The sequence below is a fragment of the Paranoxybacillus vitaminiphilus genome, from assembly GCF_003259935.1.
Taxonomy (GTDB): domain Bacteria; phylum Bacillota; class Bacilli; order Bacillales; family Anoxybacillaceae; genus Paranoxybacillus; species Paranoxybacillus vitaminiphilus.
Genome location: NZ_QLMH01000002.1, coordinates 40,652 through 57,760 on the forward strand (window position 1 = coordinate 40,652; position 17,109 = coordinate 57,760).

The following is a 17,109-nucleotide window of genomic DNA, read 5'->3' on the forward strand; positions in this document are numbered from 1 at the left end:
AATATTGAAGATTTCACAAGGCTGTCTCATAAAGATCTGACCCCATGCCCGTTTCACAATATATCTTATGGTTCTATATACTGTGTTATGGGGTCTGACCCTTTGTTTTTGAGCCAGCCTCATGAACCTGCCGTGTTATTGCTCACGAATTTTCTTTACTAACTCTTCTGCCCAATCATATTGTTTATAAAGTTTTTCGTAAACTGGCTCTACTGACTTTTCTAACTGACTTCTAAACTCTCGGTCCGGAACAATGATTTCCAGCCCTTCTTTTTTCAGGAAGTCTTTTACTTCATTTTCTGCTTTTAATGCTAACTCCCATTGATAATCGGCGGATGCTTTGGCAGCTTCTAAAATAATCTCCTGCGTTTCTTTATCGAATCCATCAAATAATTTCTTATTAATTAAGTAAACATTTGGACTAAACATATGATTCGTTTCGATTACATGACTTTGAACTTCATACCAACCGTTAGCCTTTAAAGTCAAATACGGGTTTTCTTGTCCATCAATAACTTTTTGTTCTAATGCAGTAAATACTTCAGAAAGTGCCATTGGAGTTACATTGGCCCCCATCGCTTTTCCGGTTTCTACAAAAATTGGAACGTTAGGCATTCTTAAACGAAATCCTTTAAAATCATCCATAGATTTAATTGGACGATTTGCAGAAACAACACGAAATCCGTTAACAGTCCAACCAATTGGTTCTACACCTAATTTTCGAAACTCTTCTTTAATTTCTTCTCCTACTTCCCCATTTAGCACTTTACGGGCATGTTCATAATCTTTAAATAAATATGGCCATTCTACAACACCGATTTTTGGCTGGGCTGTTTGTAAACCCATTCCGGCGATCGCCATCTCGATTGTTCCGTTACGAACGCCATTTGTGAAAGATGCTTCATCCCCTAATTTATTTGCTTCATAAATTTCTACTTTAATCTTACCGTTTGTCTTTTCTTCCACCATTGGCTTGAATTTTTCTTTTAAAGCAATGTTTTGCGGATGATCGGCCGCGAAATAATGTGCAATTTTAATCGTTTTTACACCATCTTTATCTGATGATTTACCATTATTTCCCGTTTGTTTTTGACCACATCCAGATACAACAGCAAGCATAACAGCTAAAATAACAGCTAACCATTTCATTTTTTTCATTATTTTTTACCCCCTTGTTTCACCTTGATTTCTTGCTCTTTTAACTGCTTGAATATACTCTGCTGCAGTTTTGCAGAGATTTTCAAAATAGGCTTCATCCATTGGCTTTTTTGTATTGACTAAATTGCTGCCAATTCCAACGGCTACAGCTCCTGCCTGAATATATTCAGCAACATTTCTTAAATCCACCCCCCCGGTCGGCATCAATGGAATATGAGGCATTGGTCCATGAACATCCTTAAGATATCGAGGACCAAACATATTAGCTGGAAACACTTTAACTACATCTGCACCATGTTCATAAGCGGTTAAAATTTCTGTTGGAGTTAAGGCTCCAGGAATGCTAATTACACCATAACGCTTTGTTAGTTTAATCGTTTCGATGTTAACAGTAGGCGAAAAAATGAATTTTGCACCTGCCATAATCGCCGCCCGGGCTGTTTCCGGGTCGAGTACAGTACCTGCTCCTACAATTACCTCATCCCCCATCTCACTTGCTACTTGTTCGATCAGTGTCAAAACTTTTGGAGTTTCCACAGTGATTTCTAACGTTTTTACTCCGCCAGCGTGTAAAGCCTTAGCGATAGGAAGAATATTCTCTGGCTGAGCTCCCCGAATAATAGCAACAATACCATTTTCTTTGATTTGTTCTAATAAATTCATCACTATCTCACCTGCCTTTCTAACGATTCACACCTTTATTTTCAGAACGAAGAAACGCCTCCAGCTCTGTTCGATCAGGCAACCCTTCTACATCGCCATTCACCATCGTGGCAAATGCACCAACGGCATTTCCTCGTTGCACAGCATCGTAAAAACTTAATCCATCCAGCAATCCTGACACAAAACCCGCAGCAAAACCATCTCCTGCACCAACCGGGTCGACAACCTGCTTAACCGGAAATCCCGGTACCAGCCGGCTTTCTGTACTTGTAAAATAGTAAGCACCGTTAGCTCCTACTTTAAGGACAACTAAGGAAGCACCATGTTCAAGGAAGCGCTTTCCCAACTGCTCTGGAGCGGCTTGTCCGAACATAAACTCCGCTTCATCAATTCCAGGCAGTACGATATCGGCCTTTGAAGCGATTTCTAACAGCGTTTTCCTTGCTTTTTCTTCCGGCCAAAGCTTTTTTCTTACATTCGGATCAAAAACTACCTTGACACCATGTTTCCTAGCTATCTCGATTCCATGCATCACCGTTTCACGGCAGCTTTCACTTAAAGCCGGAGTAATTCCAGTGATATGAAGATATTTTGCTTGAGCTATATATCCTTCATCTAAATCTTCAGGCACCATGCGGCTGGCCGCAGAATATTTTCGATAATAGTAAACCCGAACATCATTGGCTCTTCGGAATTCTTTAAAATAAATCCCGGTTGGTGCCGTTTCGTCCACTTTTACTTGGCTGACATCAACGCCTTCCCCGCTGATAAATGCAACCATCGCTTTCCCAAATTCATCATTGCCGACCCGACTAATCCAGCCGGCTCGGTGTCCCAGCCTCGTTAAGCCGATGGCAAAATTGGATTCAGCTCCTCCAAATTTTCTAGAGAAATGGTTCGCATATCTCATTAGACCGGTTGAGTCTGGAGTGAAAAGTACCATTGTTTCTCCAAAGGTTACAACATCCAAGTTATGTCACTTCCCTCTATAAAAATCGATTTCTTGTTTTTTCTATGAACAACGATAATTTGGTAGATACTAGAAATAAGGATATATATTGAATATATATAAATTTTTGGAATATGAACGGTAAAGAACTTCATCATCCGATTTTAAAAATACGGAAGACCTTTTTTTCTATGACCGCACCTTTTACGGTCTCTGCTCTATTCATCTTGAGTTAAATAGTTATAAATACTTTCAGGAACTGGGATACCGTTTTTCATTCTCTCTTCTTCACGGAGTTGTTCCGGTTCCCCTGGAACCATGACCCTTTCAAATCCTTCAGCCGGTTGAATCTCATGGATTTCATCAATCATCTTATCCATATTTTCTAAGAAAGATTGGAGATCCGTAAACATTGCCGGATTAATAGCACAGTAAAAATGACCAAGCTTACGTTTTTTATCATAGTCCCCATACATCGGTACAATATGTGGTCCAAAAGCTGCACCAACTAGAATACCGGAGAAAATATCCACGGTCATGGCAAGACCATATCCTTTGGCACCTGCAAAAGGCAGTAAAGCCTGCACTTCATGAGGATTCGTTGTAGGTTTTCCGTTTTCATCGACTCCCCAATCAGCGGGAATAGACTTACCCGTTTCTCTCGCATGAAGTACTTTCCCGAATGCAACATTACTTGTTGCCATGTCCAATATCACAGGTTTATTTTTTCTTGCCGGAAATCCATAGGCAATAGGATTCGTACCAAAGAAAGGTCTTGCTCCTCCGAAAGGTACTACCACTTTATCCGTATGGCTCATTGCCATCCCAATTAGATTTTCAGAAGCAGCCTGTCTGACGTAATAAGACAGCGCACCACAGTGACTGCTGTTCACTACCCCTACCATGCCGACTCCTTTTTCTTTAGCTAACTTTATCGCATATTCCATTGCGTATTTAGAAATTACGTGACCGAAACCGTCATTACCATCAACAACAGCCGTCACCGGTCCTGTCTCTTTCACTGTGATATTAGGGTCACAGTTAATTCCCCCCGCCTTAACTCTCTTCACATAATGCTCTGTTCTTAGAACACCATGGGAACTTACCCCACGTAAATCTGCATGAACCAAAACATCAGCGATGATCTCAGCATGTTCAGGTTTTACTCCTGCTTTTGTTAATTTTTTTGCACAAAGTTCTTTTAATTCTTCAAAGAAAACAATTACATCAGCCATAAATAAGAAGCCTTCCTTTCCATTATGTATTTATTCAAGATTTGCATGACGCTGCCGCAGTGTTTCATTTAAATTTTCATCTTTATTTTTATTGCTCCTCAAAGCATGAATGATAACGGCATCTAATAAAAGATGTACACTTTGATCAAATTGGTTACCCAAAGGCTGAATAGTTTGCGGTTCATGGGGTAAACGATATTTTGTAGCAGCCGGAATAATTAATAAAAAATCACTGATTTTTGCAATTTTAGACTCTTGATTGGTTGTAACCAACCCTAGCTGCGCTCCTGCTTCTTTAGCTTTAACAGCAAAACTATAAATAGATTGTGTAGCCCCGGAACCACTAATTAAAATTAACAAATCTCCGTATCCAATACTCGGTGTAATTGTCTCTCCAACAACAAATACTTCGTACCCCCCATGCATTAACCGCATCGCGAACGCTTTGCCCATTAAACCTGAACGCCCTTCCCCATAAACAAAAATTCTCTTAGCTTGATTCAGGCGCTCAGCAAAAATCAATGCCTCGTTTTCAGCTATATTTGACAATATTGTTTTCACTTCATCACAAATTGTTGTTACGATGTTTCTTATCACTTATAAATCCCCCTTCCCCCTCAAAAACTACCTGTGGACGCTTCTAAAAATGATAGTTAAACTTTATTACTATATTAAGAGAGTAACACCACCAAATCAGATTTCTTGCCACACAAATATCACAAAGCACCTGTATGGCTGTTCATTGTTTTTTTCATTTCATAAGCTACTTTTTGAGGGTTATCAGCATTTGTGATAGCGCTTCCGATAATAATCGCATAAGGGCTTTCTGAAAGAATCCGAGACAGAGACTGTAGATCAATGCCACCAGCAACTGCAATTTTTAAGCCAGAGATTCCCTTGACTAAATCAAACATCCTTAAATTAAATTTTGTTTGTTGCTGCGAATCCTTTCCGAAATGCAGGGAAACTAGCTGTACTCCCATATTCTTTAATTCATATATTCTTTCCCGATTCTTTAAACCTAATAAATCAACCATGATGTTTTTATTGAACTTTTGTGCAATCTCTAGTGAATCAAGTATGGTTTTATCCTCTGAAAAAGCCATCACTGTAGTAATATCTGCCCCTGCCTGAAACGCTTGCAAAGCTTCGTGTTTACCGGCATCGCAAGTTTTCATGTCAGCGACAATCCACTTATCCGGATACTTTTCTTTCATTTTCGCTACTATTCGTATTCCATACTCCTTAATCACACCCGTACCAATTTCAATCCAGTCAACATATTTATCGACTTGTTGTACAATTTCAAAGCATCGTGCTTCCGTTAAACGGTCTAACGCAAGCTGTAAATTCATACTCTTCACCTTTTTATCTCTCAATTGATTTTTTTTCTCCCAAAAAAACTAAAACATCGTCGTAATATGGTAATCCCTCGTTATCCCCTTTAACGCTTACTACCATCGCCCCGACTGCATTGGCAAAAGAAAGAGATTTTTTTAGATCCCAATGATTTAGAATCCCATAGATAAAGCCTGCATCAAAGCCATCCCCAGCCCCCACTGTGTCAACTACCTTGCGAGGTTGGTATGGTTCTGCCACAATCTTTTCACCTTGGTAAGCACCAATTGAACCTTTTTCTCCTCGTTTTATGACAATGTATTCTGCCCCGAATGCTTTAAAGCTATCGATCATTTCTTCCGGTGTTGTAACACCGAACAAAATTTGTGCTTCTTCTTCACCGGTTAAGACAATATCCACATATGGCAAGAACGAAATAAGCGTCTGTCTTGCCTGTTCTTCACTCCATAATTTGAGACGAATATTTGGATCAAATGAAATCAGTAAACCGTATTTTTTAGCAATTTCCAAAGCTTTATGAATAATATCAACATTTTTAGGAGCAATTGCTGAAAAAACCCCTGTAATATGGAGTAATTTTGCTTTTTTAAAATAATCTTCATTAAGTTCTTCCGGTAACATCGTTAAAGTTGGGGAATCCTTCCTGTAATAAAATGTTCGACCGCTTCCGTCCCCCATTATTTCCTTAAAATTTAAAGAAGTCGGATAACCATCTACTAATCGTACTTCTGATGTATCAATCCCTTCACCGCGCATATAGTTCAAAATATACCTTCCGAATTCGTCATTTCCCAAACAGCTAATCCAACCTGTTTTTAAACCTAGACGGGCACATCCGATTGCAAAATTTAACTCTGCTCCCCCAATTTTTCTCTCAAAAGAATGAACAAATCTTAAAGGTCCTGTTGTTGATGGATTGAATGTTATCATTCCATCGCCAATAGTGATTACATCAAGCATCTATCTTCACCTTATTCTGTTATGTTGTTTCCCGAACGATAAGCACCGGTGGAAAACGATGAATCCGGGCTTGTTCTCGATGTTCATTTTTTATTTTGCCCAATAAAATCTGAGCCGCCTTTTTTCCCATTTCAAATGCGGGCTGCGCTATAGTAGTTAAAGCCGGTGTGAAAATTGGCGCAAAAGGAACATCATCAATTCCAATCAAAGCTAAATCATTAGGAATATTTATGCTATGTTCTTTGGCATATTTTAGAATCTCCATTAACACTAAATCGTTCCCTGCTAAAATGGCTGTTGGCGGCTCTTTTAAAGAAAACATTGTGTGCAGTGCATTTTGAATGTAGTCCAGATCGACTCCTTTAATATATTCATCTACAATTGGTAACCCAAAATGTGTCATCGCTTTCTTATATCCTTCGATCCGTTCAATTCGTGGTGTAACTTTGCGGTTTAATGATGTAGTAATAATTCCGATTCTTGTATGCCTATAATTCACAAAATGTTCAACGGCCAGATAAGCAGCCTTTTCGTTATCTAAAAGAATAGTATCTACCAATAATCCATCAATAATTCTATCTACAAACACAAGCGGAAAGTTTTGCGCTGCCATCATTTCATATAGCTCTAAATTCCCGCCTGTCGGAAAAACAATTAACCCATCTACTTGTTTTGCTCTTAGCATATTAATATAATTCGCTTCTTTAACCGGATCATCATCTGCATTACAAACAATTACATGAAAATCATTATCATTACAAAAATCTTCAATAGCTCTGATAACTTTGGTTGAAAACGAGTGAAGTATATTCGCCACAATAACACCAATCGTTGAGGTCTTTTTTTGTTTCAAACTTCTGGCAACAATATTAGGCTGATATCCAAGTATGTTAATAGCATTTTCAATACGTTGCTTTGTCTCTTCACTCATATAGTCATAGCGCTTATTAAGATACTGCGAAACTGTACTTTTGGAAACTCCCGCCAACTTCGCAACATCCTGCATAGTGACTCTTTTCATTCTTACTTATCTCCTCAAAATAATAATTTGCATCCATTGAACTAAACCGGTTTAGTAAACCGGTTTAGTTAGATTATAAAACACTCTTAAGATAATAGCAAGATAAATTTATAAATTTTCTAAAAACAATTTATATTTGAAATAAGATGATGTATAAAATTTATGTAAGCAAATCACTAGATAAAAAGAAAAAGGCAGGGATTCTCTGATTAAACCAAAACATTCCAGAAAAAGGAGAACCCTGCCTATGTTTTAAAAGTATACCGAATGCAGAATGGACAAAGCAGCCGGAAAATGCCGTCCGTCAGTCTGTGAAGGAAAAACTGCCATTATAATAATAAAATACAAATTCATTTCAAATATTCCGGCCGCTCTTTTTATCTTCCTTAACTCCTTCTTATGTCGATTTTTCAAAAACCCATCCTGCCCATCTTGCCGATGAGCTGATTTCCGTATTTTTACTTTTATTGTTTACACACCAAGGCACTTCCGGTTATTTATTGAAATCTACTTTTTCCTTTGTCTCTCCCCATTGAATCACTGTCTCGCACGGTTTCGTTTCCGCAATGATTTTACCGTTCCGGATCGAATAGCGGACGCAAGCCTGTTTGCGGATGGCTTCATATTCATTTTCAGCTGCCAGTACAAGCAAATTGGCCGGCTTCCCTTCTTCAATGCCGTACTGCTCTTCAATTCCAAGTGTTCTCGCACTTTATTTTTTAACAAAAGGGCATCCCCATTTTCTACTTTCGGAACCCCCTCTGAAAGTCATTATAAATTTCACAGCATCATCAAATGTCGACATTGACTTCCACAAGCTGACCAGTTTCCAGTTCATTACATAAATAACACTCTTTATTCCCTTGTTCCTTTTCTATTTCGATTTCCGATGTGAGAACATGCCGGCGAATGGTTGCACATTACTGATTAGGTGATGAACATGTTTGTCACAACAAAAAAGCCCAATCATCATTGATTGAGCTCAAAATACGTATATTGATTACAGAAAAGTTTATTTAACAATGGAAGTTACAGTTTGGCTAGCTTTGATTGCTTGCTTTAGATCATATAGAATATCATCAATTGCCTCTGTACCAACCGATAAACGAATAAGTCCCGGCGTAACGCCAGCAGCTAATTGTTCCTCACTGCTTAACTGCTGATGCGTAGTGCTGGCAGGATGAATAATTAATGATTTAGAATCGCCAATATTGGCTAAGTGAGAGAATAGTTGAACAGAATCAATCAATTTTTTCCCTGCTTCAACGCCGCCTTTAATTTCAAATGTTACGATGGCACCTTGCCCTTTTGGCAAATACTTTTTCGCTAACTCATAAGAAGGATGGCTTTCTAAACCCGGATAGCTTACGGATTCAACAGCTGCCTCTTTTTCTAAGAACTTCGCTACCTCTAAGGCATTTTGGCTATGACGTTCTAAACGTAAATGTAACGTTTCAAGCCCCTGTAAAAATAAAAATGAATTGAATGGCGACAATGCCGCGCCAAGATCTCGAAGCAGTTGAACACGTGCTTTCGTAATATAGGCAGCTTCCCCGGCAGCTTCTGTATAAATGAGGCCATGATAGCTTGGATCTGGTTCGGTGAATTCCGGGAACTTTCCGCTCTTCTTCCAATCAAACTTTCCACTATCGACAATAATTCCGCCGATGGAAGTTCCATGTCCTCCAATAAACTTTGTTGCAGAATGTACAACAATATCCGCGCCAAAATCAATTGGACGAAGTAAATACGGGCTAGGAATGGTGTTATCAACAATTAGTGGAATAGAGTGATGATGAGCAATTTCCGCAACAGCTTCAATATCTAATACGTCACCTTTTGGATTCCCGATCGCTTCTGCAAACAAAGCTTTTGTTTTGCTTGTAATCGCCCGTTCAAAGTTTTTCGGATCGGTGGAATCCACAAATTTAACGGTAATTCCGAATTTAGGCAGCGTATGAGCAAACAAATTATACGTTCCGCCATAAATGCTTGACGAAGAAACAATTTCATCTCCAGATGAAGCAATATTGATGATGGAATAAAACACAGCTGCTTGGCCGGATGAAAGCGCAAGCGCCCCGACACCGCCTTCAAGAGCAGCAACCCGTTTTTCAAATACATCGTTCGTTGGATTAATGATTCTCGAATAAATATAGCCTTCTTCTTTTAAGCTGAACAAATCGGCAGCATGTTGACTGTCATTAAACACAAACGAGCTTGTTTGATAAATCGGTACTGCTCTTGATAAAGTTGTAGGATCTGGCACTTGTCCCGCATGCACAGCTAATGTTTCAGGCTGAAGCTTTCTTTCATTTGGCATAATCATTTTCTCCCTTCGAATTTAATATTGATAAAAATTTTCAAAAAAGACACCAATCTTCTTTACATTAAGAATAAAGAAGAAGATGCCATTCGTTGACTAATCGGCAAATGTTAAAAGTGTGCAAGATTTTATTTAACCAATTAAACACATTGGTTTAGTTTTATATATAAAAAATTTACTGCCAAAATCCATAAATGTCAACTTTGTTTTCTAAATTTTCTAAAAAATATATATTCGTTTCAAGTTTTAACATCTTCCCCGAGAAGTCTCCCGCCTCTAAGCAAAGTGTAGGTGGGAGAGGTTCATTATAAAAGCTTGAATATGCCGACTAAATCACTAGAGACTCTCAACTCAAGACGGATTTTTTATCTTGAACTGAGAATCGATTTTTTTATTTATAGGACTTTATATTGAAGAAAGAAATAACAGGATAAAAAGATTCTTTTATTTGTTTTTAGAATGTTAAGGAAGAATGATCGTCTTTCAAACAAATTTATATAATGCATTTCAGGCGCTAACTTCTTGTTTACCGGTAACTTTGCTTTTGTGTGAAACATAACTATGTGAAATCATACCGAACATGACAATAAACATGCCCAACCAAGATAAAGCGGAAGGAAATGGAGCAGCTAACAAAATTAATTCTCCAGCTACTGTGAAAAGCACCTCCATCGATTGTGTTGCTTCGACCGCAGCCAGCTTCTGCATATTCCCTCTCACCAGATCGGTTGCACGGAAGAAGAGGACTGTGGCAATGACCCCGGAACAAACTGCGACTAAAACAGATTGTATAGTTTGTTCTTTACCCGGTACACCTGTAGTAAATAAACCATATAACGAAAGCAAAAGCCAAAATGGTAAGCTGGCCAGTGTCATCCCCAGCACACGTTGATAAGCATCTAAACGGCCGGCACATATGTCCATCATTTTGCGATTGCCAAGTGGATAAGCAAATGATGCAATGATTACAGGTATGATGCCCAACGATATCTCTTTTAAAGAAAGATGATTTACCTGCTCCACTTGCATATTTTTGTTCAACAAAAAATGGTAAAATTTAAAATAAATAATCAAGAAAAAGGAGCGCACATGTTCATGAACAAGTATGCAAAAATATCCATAGGCATCATGATCGGTTTCCCGCTGTTTTTTTTTCATCGTCAGTCTGTTAACAGGAAAATGGGGATTCTTTCTTTGGAGTTTGGCCCCAAGTTTTCTTAGCGGTATGACGGGGCTGTTTGCTGCCAAAAATGCAAGCAGAAATATCGATCAGCAATAATTTGAACGCTGTGAAAAAGGCGTTCTTTTTATTTCTAACTTAACGGCCTTTTTCCGTTTATCAAAAACAGACAAAAAACAGTTGACCTCGGTAAAATGTCAGCCATATAATATTCGGTTAATGAACAGACATTTATAGGTCAGCATTCTTTACTCTTGAAATCTCTTTCTTATTTTCAGCGTAAACATAAGACCGGCGATGCCAAACAACAAAATCGCCGCTTCGACCATCCAAACATTTGTCACAACTCCCGCTTGGTAAAGTGCCGGAATGACGTCCATCAGCGCATGCAAAAGAATGGCATAAATAACAAAAATAAAACGGTTTTCACGAATGCCAAGCAAAACTAAAAGCGACATCGCCATATGGAATGAAATCGCGGCAATCCGCTCGATTCCGCCTAATATATACTCGGCAAATCCCGTGTTTAGCACTTTTTCCTTAAGGAAATCAGCTTGTTCGGCTGGAAGCGCAGGAGCAATCGTTGCATCAAACGCACCGGAATTGATAAGACTTGCCAAAACGAGCGCATTGATCGCACCTAACATTCCGACTAAAACCGCTTCAATTCCGCCATGACCTAAACCAAATGACAAGCCGTCTTTGTATTCCCGGTTGTTTTTCAACATCCATTTAAAGCCGAAATAGCGGCCGAGCTCTTCAAAAATTCCTGCCGCTAATGTCGCATACAACACAAAAAGAAAAACGCTGTCCGTCCATTTCAAAGACAGGCCGCTTGCATCAATCATGACAAAATGGAGCGCTTTTTCAAGAACTTGTGAAAATAAAATAAAAATAAGAATCCCAACCCCCAGCGGTTTCCACGAAAATAATTGTTTTTTCCGCAAATAAATGAGCAAACCGATGGGAAATAAAAGGGAAATGAGCATCGCAAGCACCATGCCTGCCATTGTAAAAGCAGAAACCATCACAAGTAACCTCCATTTTATGTATTTACGATCACTTCATTAGCTAACGATTTTGGATTTCTTTTCTTTTCATAATATTCTTCCGCAGGAAAATATCGTACTTCATACTTTCTGACAATTTCCGCAACATTCCCAATATACGTGTCTCTTTTTAATATCCGTTTTAGCCGTTTATCTTTCCCGCAATCTACAAAATAAACAAAATCAAAGTACGGTCTCCACTCCTCTCTCTGCAAAAACACACCTTCAATCATGCAGACAGATTTTTCAGGAACAACCACTTTCTTCTCATAGTGTTGGTCAAGGTTTTTATCATAAAACTGAATATATGAATCTAGAAATCCTGATTTTTGCAGTGGCTCAAGAATCTGTTGCCTGATATAGCCAACATCCCACTGCAAATAATAATACTCATACCATTCTGGAAACGATGTGTTATATCGATCCTGCTTCTTTCTAATGATGTCATCGAGATGCAGCAAAGTGACACGAAGCCCCTCTTTTTCGATTAATCTCTTGTAATCGTTAGCCAAAGTAGTTTTGCCGGAACCGCCAAAACCATCAAATCCAAGTACGAACGTCTGATTCTTTTTCTTTATTTTCGAAATTAATATATGGAGCTGGACAGCGGCAATCATGTTTTTCATCAATCTTTCCCCAATCATGAGTGTGTGTTTTTATCATTCAATAATGAGAATAAGATATAATCCAAATATTGTAAACTGAAATTTTCAGCTTTTATCAATTTATACGAAAAAAGCCGCTTTTTAGATGCGGCTTTTGCTTCCGGATCATTTTTTCAAAAGAAACCTAGCATAAGAAAAACGAGAGACGAGAGAACGAAGCGAAAGTAAAATTGAGCAAAATACGATTCTCCGTTCGTAACCTGTAAACCGTAAGTACGTAACGCGTTTAACGTTCACCGGTCGCGTTCCCACACAAAAGAGCTTGCTAGCTTCTCGTTTCTTCTTTGTTCCCCACAAAGATAAGGGGTGCTTACACTTCTCTGCGCTCTCGTTTGGTGCCCAGGCACCCATAAGGGCACTTTTCCAAATGCCCTTAAAGCTGCCTATGCGTCTAAATATTTATCGGCAAGCGGGACTTCCAGTTCAACGGTATAATTTACCTTATCAATGCGGCTGGACAACAATTCGACTTGCCGGGACAGCTTTTCCGCTTTCTTTTTATATTCGCCCGGGTTAAATAAAGCAACCAATTCCATGACGACATTTCCGCCATAATATTCCCGCTGTTTTGTCTCGCCAAGCCGCTTATACAACTGAATTTGATTGCGCAATACTTTCGCCGTCTCAATCGCGCGAATAAGCGGAATATTTTGGCCATCCCACTCTACCGTATACTGCATATTCGTTCGATTGATGAGTTCCTGCAGTTCAAGTATATCTTTCTGAATTTCGGCCAGTTCATCAAGAATCTGCTCAACCGTCCGTTCAGGCGGGATATACGTTTCCCCTTTTGGAATGGTAATCGTATGAATTTCGAACAATTCAGCTTCCAACTCATATGACCGTTTTTTAAGAAAAGCGAGAAGATTAACCGATTGCGCTAACGTGATTTTCATTCGCTAATCCTCCAAATGAACTCATTAATGCCATTATATAGTAATAAAGATGCATTAAAAAGTCAATTTACAGTTTGTTAGAATCGCGCGATTTTTTACTCTCCCATTACCGCCACATCTTCATTCACACAAAATCCAGCTTTCTCGTAATCATTTATGGAAAATGAAAAAGAACGAGAACACATTTATCAAGACCTAAATCATAAAAATCCCTAAAAATAAAGAAGAATACATATTATAGGCTGATATGTGTCGTCCTTTTCTCTTTAATTAAAGCTACCCTGAAAATAAGCAGCATAAAGATATAAAACCAATAGTATGTAATATAGCTTATTTTAATGCATCGTTGTATCAAAAAATTGGCATGAGTGTCTCCGTTGAAAAAGATTACTGATTTTGTTTTTCAACTATCCTTTTAAAAAAGCCTATGGAAAGGAAGAAATACACACCTATTGGTCAGCGTGGTTCAGCTTATCCATCGCTTTTGCATCAATCACCGCTTAACTTCGCTTGAAGCAGGAGACGTATGTTAAAACTTTATCAAGCAAAGCATCTAACCCGCGCAACTCCAGCTGCTGAAATGCTGCATGCACTTTTTCCTCATCGATGTTTAACCGCGCCTCTTCCATATTCAATTGAATCGGAATACGGCAATAAATGGCTGCCAGTTTTTTTGATAAATGAAGCATGTCGAGTTGCTCAGTAATTTTATGCCGCTGCGCTTTTGTCAGCGATCCGATATTCTCAAGAATCCCTTCAACAGAACCGTATTGTTGAACGAGCTTGAAAGCGGTCTTTTCGCCGATTCCGCGCACGCCGGGATAATTATCGCTTGCATCGCCCATCAATGCTTTGACATCAACCAACTGTTTCGGCAAAATTCCGTTTTCTTCGTAAAAACGTTCCAAAGTATACTTTTTGTAATTGCCGATTCCTTTATCAAGTATGTATACATGGACATTTTCTTCAAGCAATTGCAACATATCTTGATCGCCAGTAAGGATCGAAACTTGCGCCTCATTCTTTAATTGTGCCGCAATCGTGCCAATACAATCATCTGCTTCAGCACCCAACACGCCAATGTTCGGAATGTCAAACGCAGAAACGGCCTCTTTCGCTAAGTCAAACTGTGGAATCAGCTCCAGCGGCGGCTCACCGCGGTTTGCTTTATAATCAGGAAACCATTCAGTACGAAACGTCGTGCTTCCCATATCCCAGCAACAAACGACATGGCTCGGTTTTAACGTATGAATGGCTGTTAGCAAATGCTTCATGAAGCCATGTATCCCGTTTGTTGGAATACCTTTACTGTTCAACATAAAATAACCGCTCATTGCTGTTGCATAAAAAGCACGGAACAGCAGTGCCATTCCATCAACAAGTAACAAATGACATTTTTTCTCCATAAATAAACCTCCATTATTTCCTGTCTCTCCCACATATGCTCTTACAACCGCTTTTACAAAATAATTTTTGGTTCGCTCCTTTATTATAAAATTTGAATCTTTCGCGTATTTTATATTATACTAAAAACCTATACAATTCCATTTTCATGAAGAGGAGGAAAACTGCATGGGCCTGTTTGAACAAAACCTTGAAAAATATGCAGCGCTTGCTGTTCGCGTTGGCGTAAATATTCAAAAAGGACAGACTCTTTTTATCACCGCGCCGCTGGAGGCAGCCGAGCTTGTCCGGAAAATTGCCGTCAAAGCGTATGAAGCCGGCGCTAAGCATGTATACGTCGAATGGAACGATGAAGAGCTTACATACATTACATATAAACATGCGCCAGATGAAGCGTTTCATGAATTTCCAAAGTGGAAAGCCCAAGCGAGGGAGCAGCTTGTCGGAGAAGGAGCGGCTTTCTTATCGATTTACTCGCCGAATCCGGACTTATTAAAAGATATTCACCCAGAGCGAATCGCCAATTTCAACAAAGCAGCCTCAACGGCGCTAATGAATTACCGCAGCGCCCTCATGTCAGACCGCAATTGCTGGTCAATTATTTCCGTGCCGACTCCTGCCTGGGCGAAAAAGATTTTTCCTCATCTAAACGAAAACGAAGCCATAGAAAAACTTTGGAGCGTCATTTTCGATGCCACCCGCGTCAGCTTAGAAAACCCAATCCAGGCATGGCAGGAGCATAACGACCGCCTTGCGAAAATGGTTGAGTTTTTAAACAATAAGCAATATAAACAATTGATTTATGAAGGACCGGGAACAAATTTAACGATCGAGCTTGTCGAAAATCACATTTGGCACGGCGGTGCAGCCGTCAGCGAAAACGGAGTTCGCTTTAACCCAAACATCCCGACAGAAGAAGTGTTTACAATGCCGCATAAAGACGGTGTAAATGGAGTGGTCCGCAATACAAAACCGCTCAATTACGGCGGCAACTTAATTGACAATTTTACATTGACGTTTAAAGATGGCATTGTTGTTGATTTTACGGCAGAAAAAGGCTATGAAACATTAAAACATTTATTAGACACAGACGAAGGAGCACGCCGTTTAGGCGAGGTTGCGTTAGTGCCGCATCATTCACCGATTTCAAGTTCGAATCTCATTTTTTACAACACGCTTTTTGATGAAAACGCCGCATGCCATCTCGCTCTCGGAAAAGCGTATCCGACGAACTTAAAAAACGGGGCGGCGATGTCAAAAGAAGAACTGGAAAAATGCGGAGCAAATGACAGTTTAATTCACGAAGATTTCATGATTGGCTCCGCCGAACTGAATATTGACGGCGTCACAAAAGACGGCAAGCGAGAACCAATCTTCCGCAACGGAAACTGGGCGTTTGAGCTGGAATAAAGCAGGCAGCAAACTTTGAACATAACCATACTTCAAACAGGATTGGCTATCATTTAAATGTCGTCGACCCCCAATCGTGCAAAAATCCTAGGGGATCGACGACACTTTATTTTTTAAAGCAACGATACAGAAAATACGGAAAATACAAGAAAAACAACGAATTGATAAAATTCACTGTTTGCGCTAAAATAAAAACAACAAAATTTCGACTATTATCAAAACCATGTATTATCAACGATTTTTTTGGGTTTTTATCTTAACTATGAGGAATTGAAACAACAGGTGAAACAATTTTGGCTAGTTCGTTCAGAAGGTTTTTATCTTAACTATGAGGAATTGAAACTTTCTTCATGCTCAGCATGTCTACCACAATGACATTGTTTTTATCTTAACTATGAGGAATTGAAACATGATCAGCAAATTGACGGATGTATTCAACAAGGCAGTTTTTATCTTAACTATGAGGAATTGAAACTCATATACTTCCAATCTCCCGACGAGTCCCGCATCGGTTTTTATCTTAACTATGAGGAATTGAAACATCATCGTCTGGACGCTGCTTGAAGAGATGCACAAAGTTTTTATCTTAACTATGAGGAATTGAAACACGCGAAGCAAAAAAACTTCTCCTTCCCTTAGCCCCCGTTTTTATCTTAACTATGAGGAATTGAAACACCTTCATTTCAGCTGCATCCAGCTTTGCTTGCAAGTTTTTATCTTAACTATGAGGAATTGAAACTGAAAATGGACAAGCATTCTCAAGTCAAAAATTGCGTTTTTATCTTAACTATGAGGAATTGAAACAAAAGTTGCGATGGAGCTAATAGGTTCGCC

The 17,109-nt window shown here is 39.1% G+C and carries 14 protein-coding genes, 2 pseudogenes and 1 CRISPR repeat array (1 of these 17 running past the window's edge); of the genes and pseudogenes, 1 reads left to right on the forward strand and 15 read right to left on the reverse strand.

Translation table 11 applies throughout. The annotated features are described in order from the left end of the window. Positions 1–135: 135 nt before the first annotated feature. From B0I26_RS02640 to B0I26_RS02715, 15 genes and pseudogenes are all read right to left on the reverse strand, one after another. Positions 136–1,158, reverse strand: a complete 1,023-nt coding sequence (locus B0I26_RS02640) for a TRAP transporter substrate-binding protein (RefSeq protein WP_111643934.1) — start codon at positions 1,156–1,158, stop codon at positions 136–138. A gap of 6 nt (positions 1,159–1,164) precedes the next feature. Beyond that, positions 1,165–1,821: a bifunctional 4-hydroxy-2-oxoglutarate aldolase/2-dehydro-3-deoxy-phosphogluconate aldolase gene (locus B0I26_RS02645; RefSeq protein ID WP_111643935.1), complete on the reverse strand. Its 657-nt coding sequence runs from the start codon at positions 1,819–1,821 to the stop codon at positions 1,165–1,167. Between the two features lie 19 nt (positions 1,822–1,840). Next, positions 1,841–2,791 carry a sugar kinase gene (locus B0I26_RS02650; RefSeq protein WP_111643936.1) on the reverse strand — a complete coding sequence of 317 codons (951 nt, stop codon included), beginning with the start codon at positions 2,789–2,791 and terminating at the stop codon, positions 1,841–1,843. A gap of 197 nt (positions 2,792–2,988) precedes the next feature. Further along, on the reverse strand, positions 2,989–4,005 hold the full coding sequence (gene allD, locus B0I26_RS02655) for an ureidoglycolate dehydrogenase (protein ID WP_111643937.1): 1,017 nt from the start codon (positions 4,003–4,005) through the stop codon (positions 2,989–2,991). A gap of 30 nt (positions 4,006–4,035) precedes the next feature. Further along, on the reverse strand, positions 4,036–4,602 hold the full coding sequence (gene hxlB / locus B0I26_RS02660; protein WP_245934701.1) for a 6-phospho-3-hexuloisomerase: 567 nt from the start codon (positions 4,600–4,602) through the stop codon (positions 4,036–4,038). Between the two features lie 119 nt (positions 4,603–4,721). After that, the gene (hxlA, locus tag B0I26_RS02665) at positions 4,722–5,384 is read right to left on the reverse strand and encodes a 3-hexulose-6-phosphate synthase (RefSeq protein ID WP_342767115.1); all 663 of its coding nucleotides are present in this window, start codon (positions 5,382–5,384) and stop codon (positions 4,722–4,724) included. Then, complete coding sequence (locus B0I26_RS02670; protein WP_111643939.1) at positions 5,374–6,324, reverse strand: sugar kinase; 951 nt, start codon at positions 6,322–6,324, stop codon at positions 5,374–5,376. The genes hxlA and B0I26_RS02670 overlap by 11 nt, the downstream gene beginning before the upstream one ends. Before the next feature lie 19 nt (positions 6,325–6,343). Beyond that, a complete protein-coding gene (locus B0I26_RS02675; RefSeq protein ID WP_111643940.1) occupies positions 6,344–7,345 on the reverse strand; it encodes a LacI family DNA-binding transcriptional regulator in 1,002 nt (333 codons plus the stop codon). Positions 7,346–7,838: 493 nt separating this feature from the next. Continuing rightward, positions 7,839–8,057, reverse strand: a pseudogene (locus tag B0I26_RS02680) (cytosine deaminase); the annotation flags it as partial. Between the two features lie 300 nt (positions 8,058–8,357). Continuing rightward, entirely contained in the window at positions 8,358–9,668 is a 1,311-nt protein-coding gene (locus B0I26_RS02685; protein ID WP_111643941.1) for a homocysteine synthase, read from the reverse strand. A 510-nt stretch (positions 9,669–10,178) separates the two neighbouring features. Further along, positions 10,179–10,700: pseudogene (locus B0I26_RS02690) on the reverse strand (multidrug resistance efflux transporter family protein); the annotation flags it as partial. A 399-nt stretch (positions 10,701–11,099) separates the two neighbouring features. Then, the gene (locus B0I26_RS02700) at positions 11,100–11,879 is read right to left on the reverse strand and encodes a YhfC family intramembrane metalloprotease (RefSeq protein WP_111643942.1); all 780 of its coding nucleotides are present in this window, start codon (positions 11,877–11,879) and stop codon (positions 11,100–11,102) included. Between the two features lie 17 nt (positions 11,880–11,896). Continuing rightward, positions 11,897–12,526 (reverse strand): nucleoside/nucleotide kinase family protein, encoded by a 630-nt coding sequence (locus tag B0I26_RS02705; RefSeq protein WP_111643943.1) that lies wholly within the window; start codon positions 12,524–12,526, stop codon positions 11,897–11,899. A 422-nt stretch (positions 12,527–12,948) separates the two neighbouring features. Next, positions 12,949–13,461 carry a DIP1984 family protein gene (locus B0I26_RS02710; protein ID WP_111643944.1) on the reverse strand — a complete coding sequence of 171 codons (513 nt, stop codon included), beginning with the start codon at positions 13,459–13,461 and terminating at the stop codon, positions 12,949–12,951. Positions 13,462–13,961: 500 nt separating this feature from the next. After that, on the reverse strand, positions 13,962–14,867 hold the full coding sequence (locus tag B0I26_RS02715) for a 5'-3' exonuclease (protein WP_111643945.1): 906 nt from the start codon (positions 14,865–14,867) through the stop codon (positions 13,962–13,964). 166 nt (positions 14,868–15,033) lie between these two features. Here B0I26_RS02715 and B0I26_RS02720 point away from each other — a divergent pair, with 166 nt between their 5' ends. Then, positions 15,034–16,275 (forward strand): aminopeptidase, encoded by a 1,242-nt coding sequence (locus B0I26_RS02720; protein WP_111643946.1) that lies wholly within the window; start codon positions 15,034–15,036, stop codon positions 16,273–16,275. Between the two features lie 247 nt (positions 16,276–16,522). After that, a CRISPR array of direct repeats spans positions 16,523–17,109; the repeat unit is 30 nt; unit sequence GTTTTTATCTTAACTATGAGGAATTGAAAC; it runs 1,915 nt beyond the window's last position.

Coding starts and splice junctions, on each gene's coding strand:
- B0I26_RS02640 (WP_111643934.1), bottom strand. CDS start 1,158: ATGAAAAAAATGAAATGGTTAGCTGTTATTTTAGCTGTTATGCTTGCT.
- B0I26_RS02645 (WP_111643935.1), bottom strand. CDS start 1,821: ATGAATTTATTAGAACAAATCAAAGAAAATGGTATTGTTGCTATTATT.
- allD (WP_111643937.1), bottom strand. CDS start 4,005: ATGGCTGATGTAATTGTTTTCTTTGAAGAATTAAAAGAACTTTGTGCA.
- B0I26_RS02670 (WP_111643939.1), bottom strand. CDS start 6,324: ATGCTTGATGTAATCACTATTGGCGATGGAATGATAACATTCAATCCA.
- B0I26_RS02675 (WP_111643940.1), bottom strand. CDS start 7,345: ATGAAAAGAGTCACTATGCAGGATGTTGCGAAGTTGGCGGGAGTTTCC.
- B0I26_RS02685 (WP_111643941.1), bottom strand. CDS start 9,668: ATGCCAAATGAAAGAAAGCTTCAGCCTGAAACATTAGCTGTGCATGCG.
- B0I26_RS02700 (WP_111643942.1), bottom strand. CDS start 11,879: ATGGTTTCTGCTTTTACAATGGCAGGCATGGTGCTTGCGATGCTCATT.
- B0I26_RS02705 (WP_111643943.1), bottom strand. CDS start 12,526: ATGAAAAACATGATTGCCGCTGTCCAGCTCCATATATTAATTTCGAAA.
- B0I26_RS02710 (WP_111643944.1), bottom strand. CDS start 13,461: ATGAAAATCACGTTAGCGCAATCGGTTAATCTTCTCGCTTTTCTTAAA.
- B0I26_RS02715 (WP_111643945.1), bottom strand. CDS start 14,867: ATGGAGAAAAAATGTCATTTGTTACTTGTTGATGGAATGGCACTGCTG.
- B0I26_RS02720 (WP_111643946.1), top strand. CDS start 15,034: ATGGGCCTGTTTGAACAAAACCTTGAAAAATATGCAGCGCTTGCTGTT.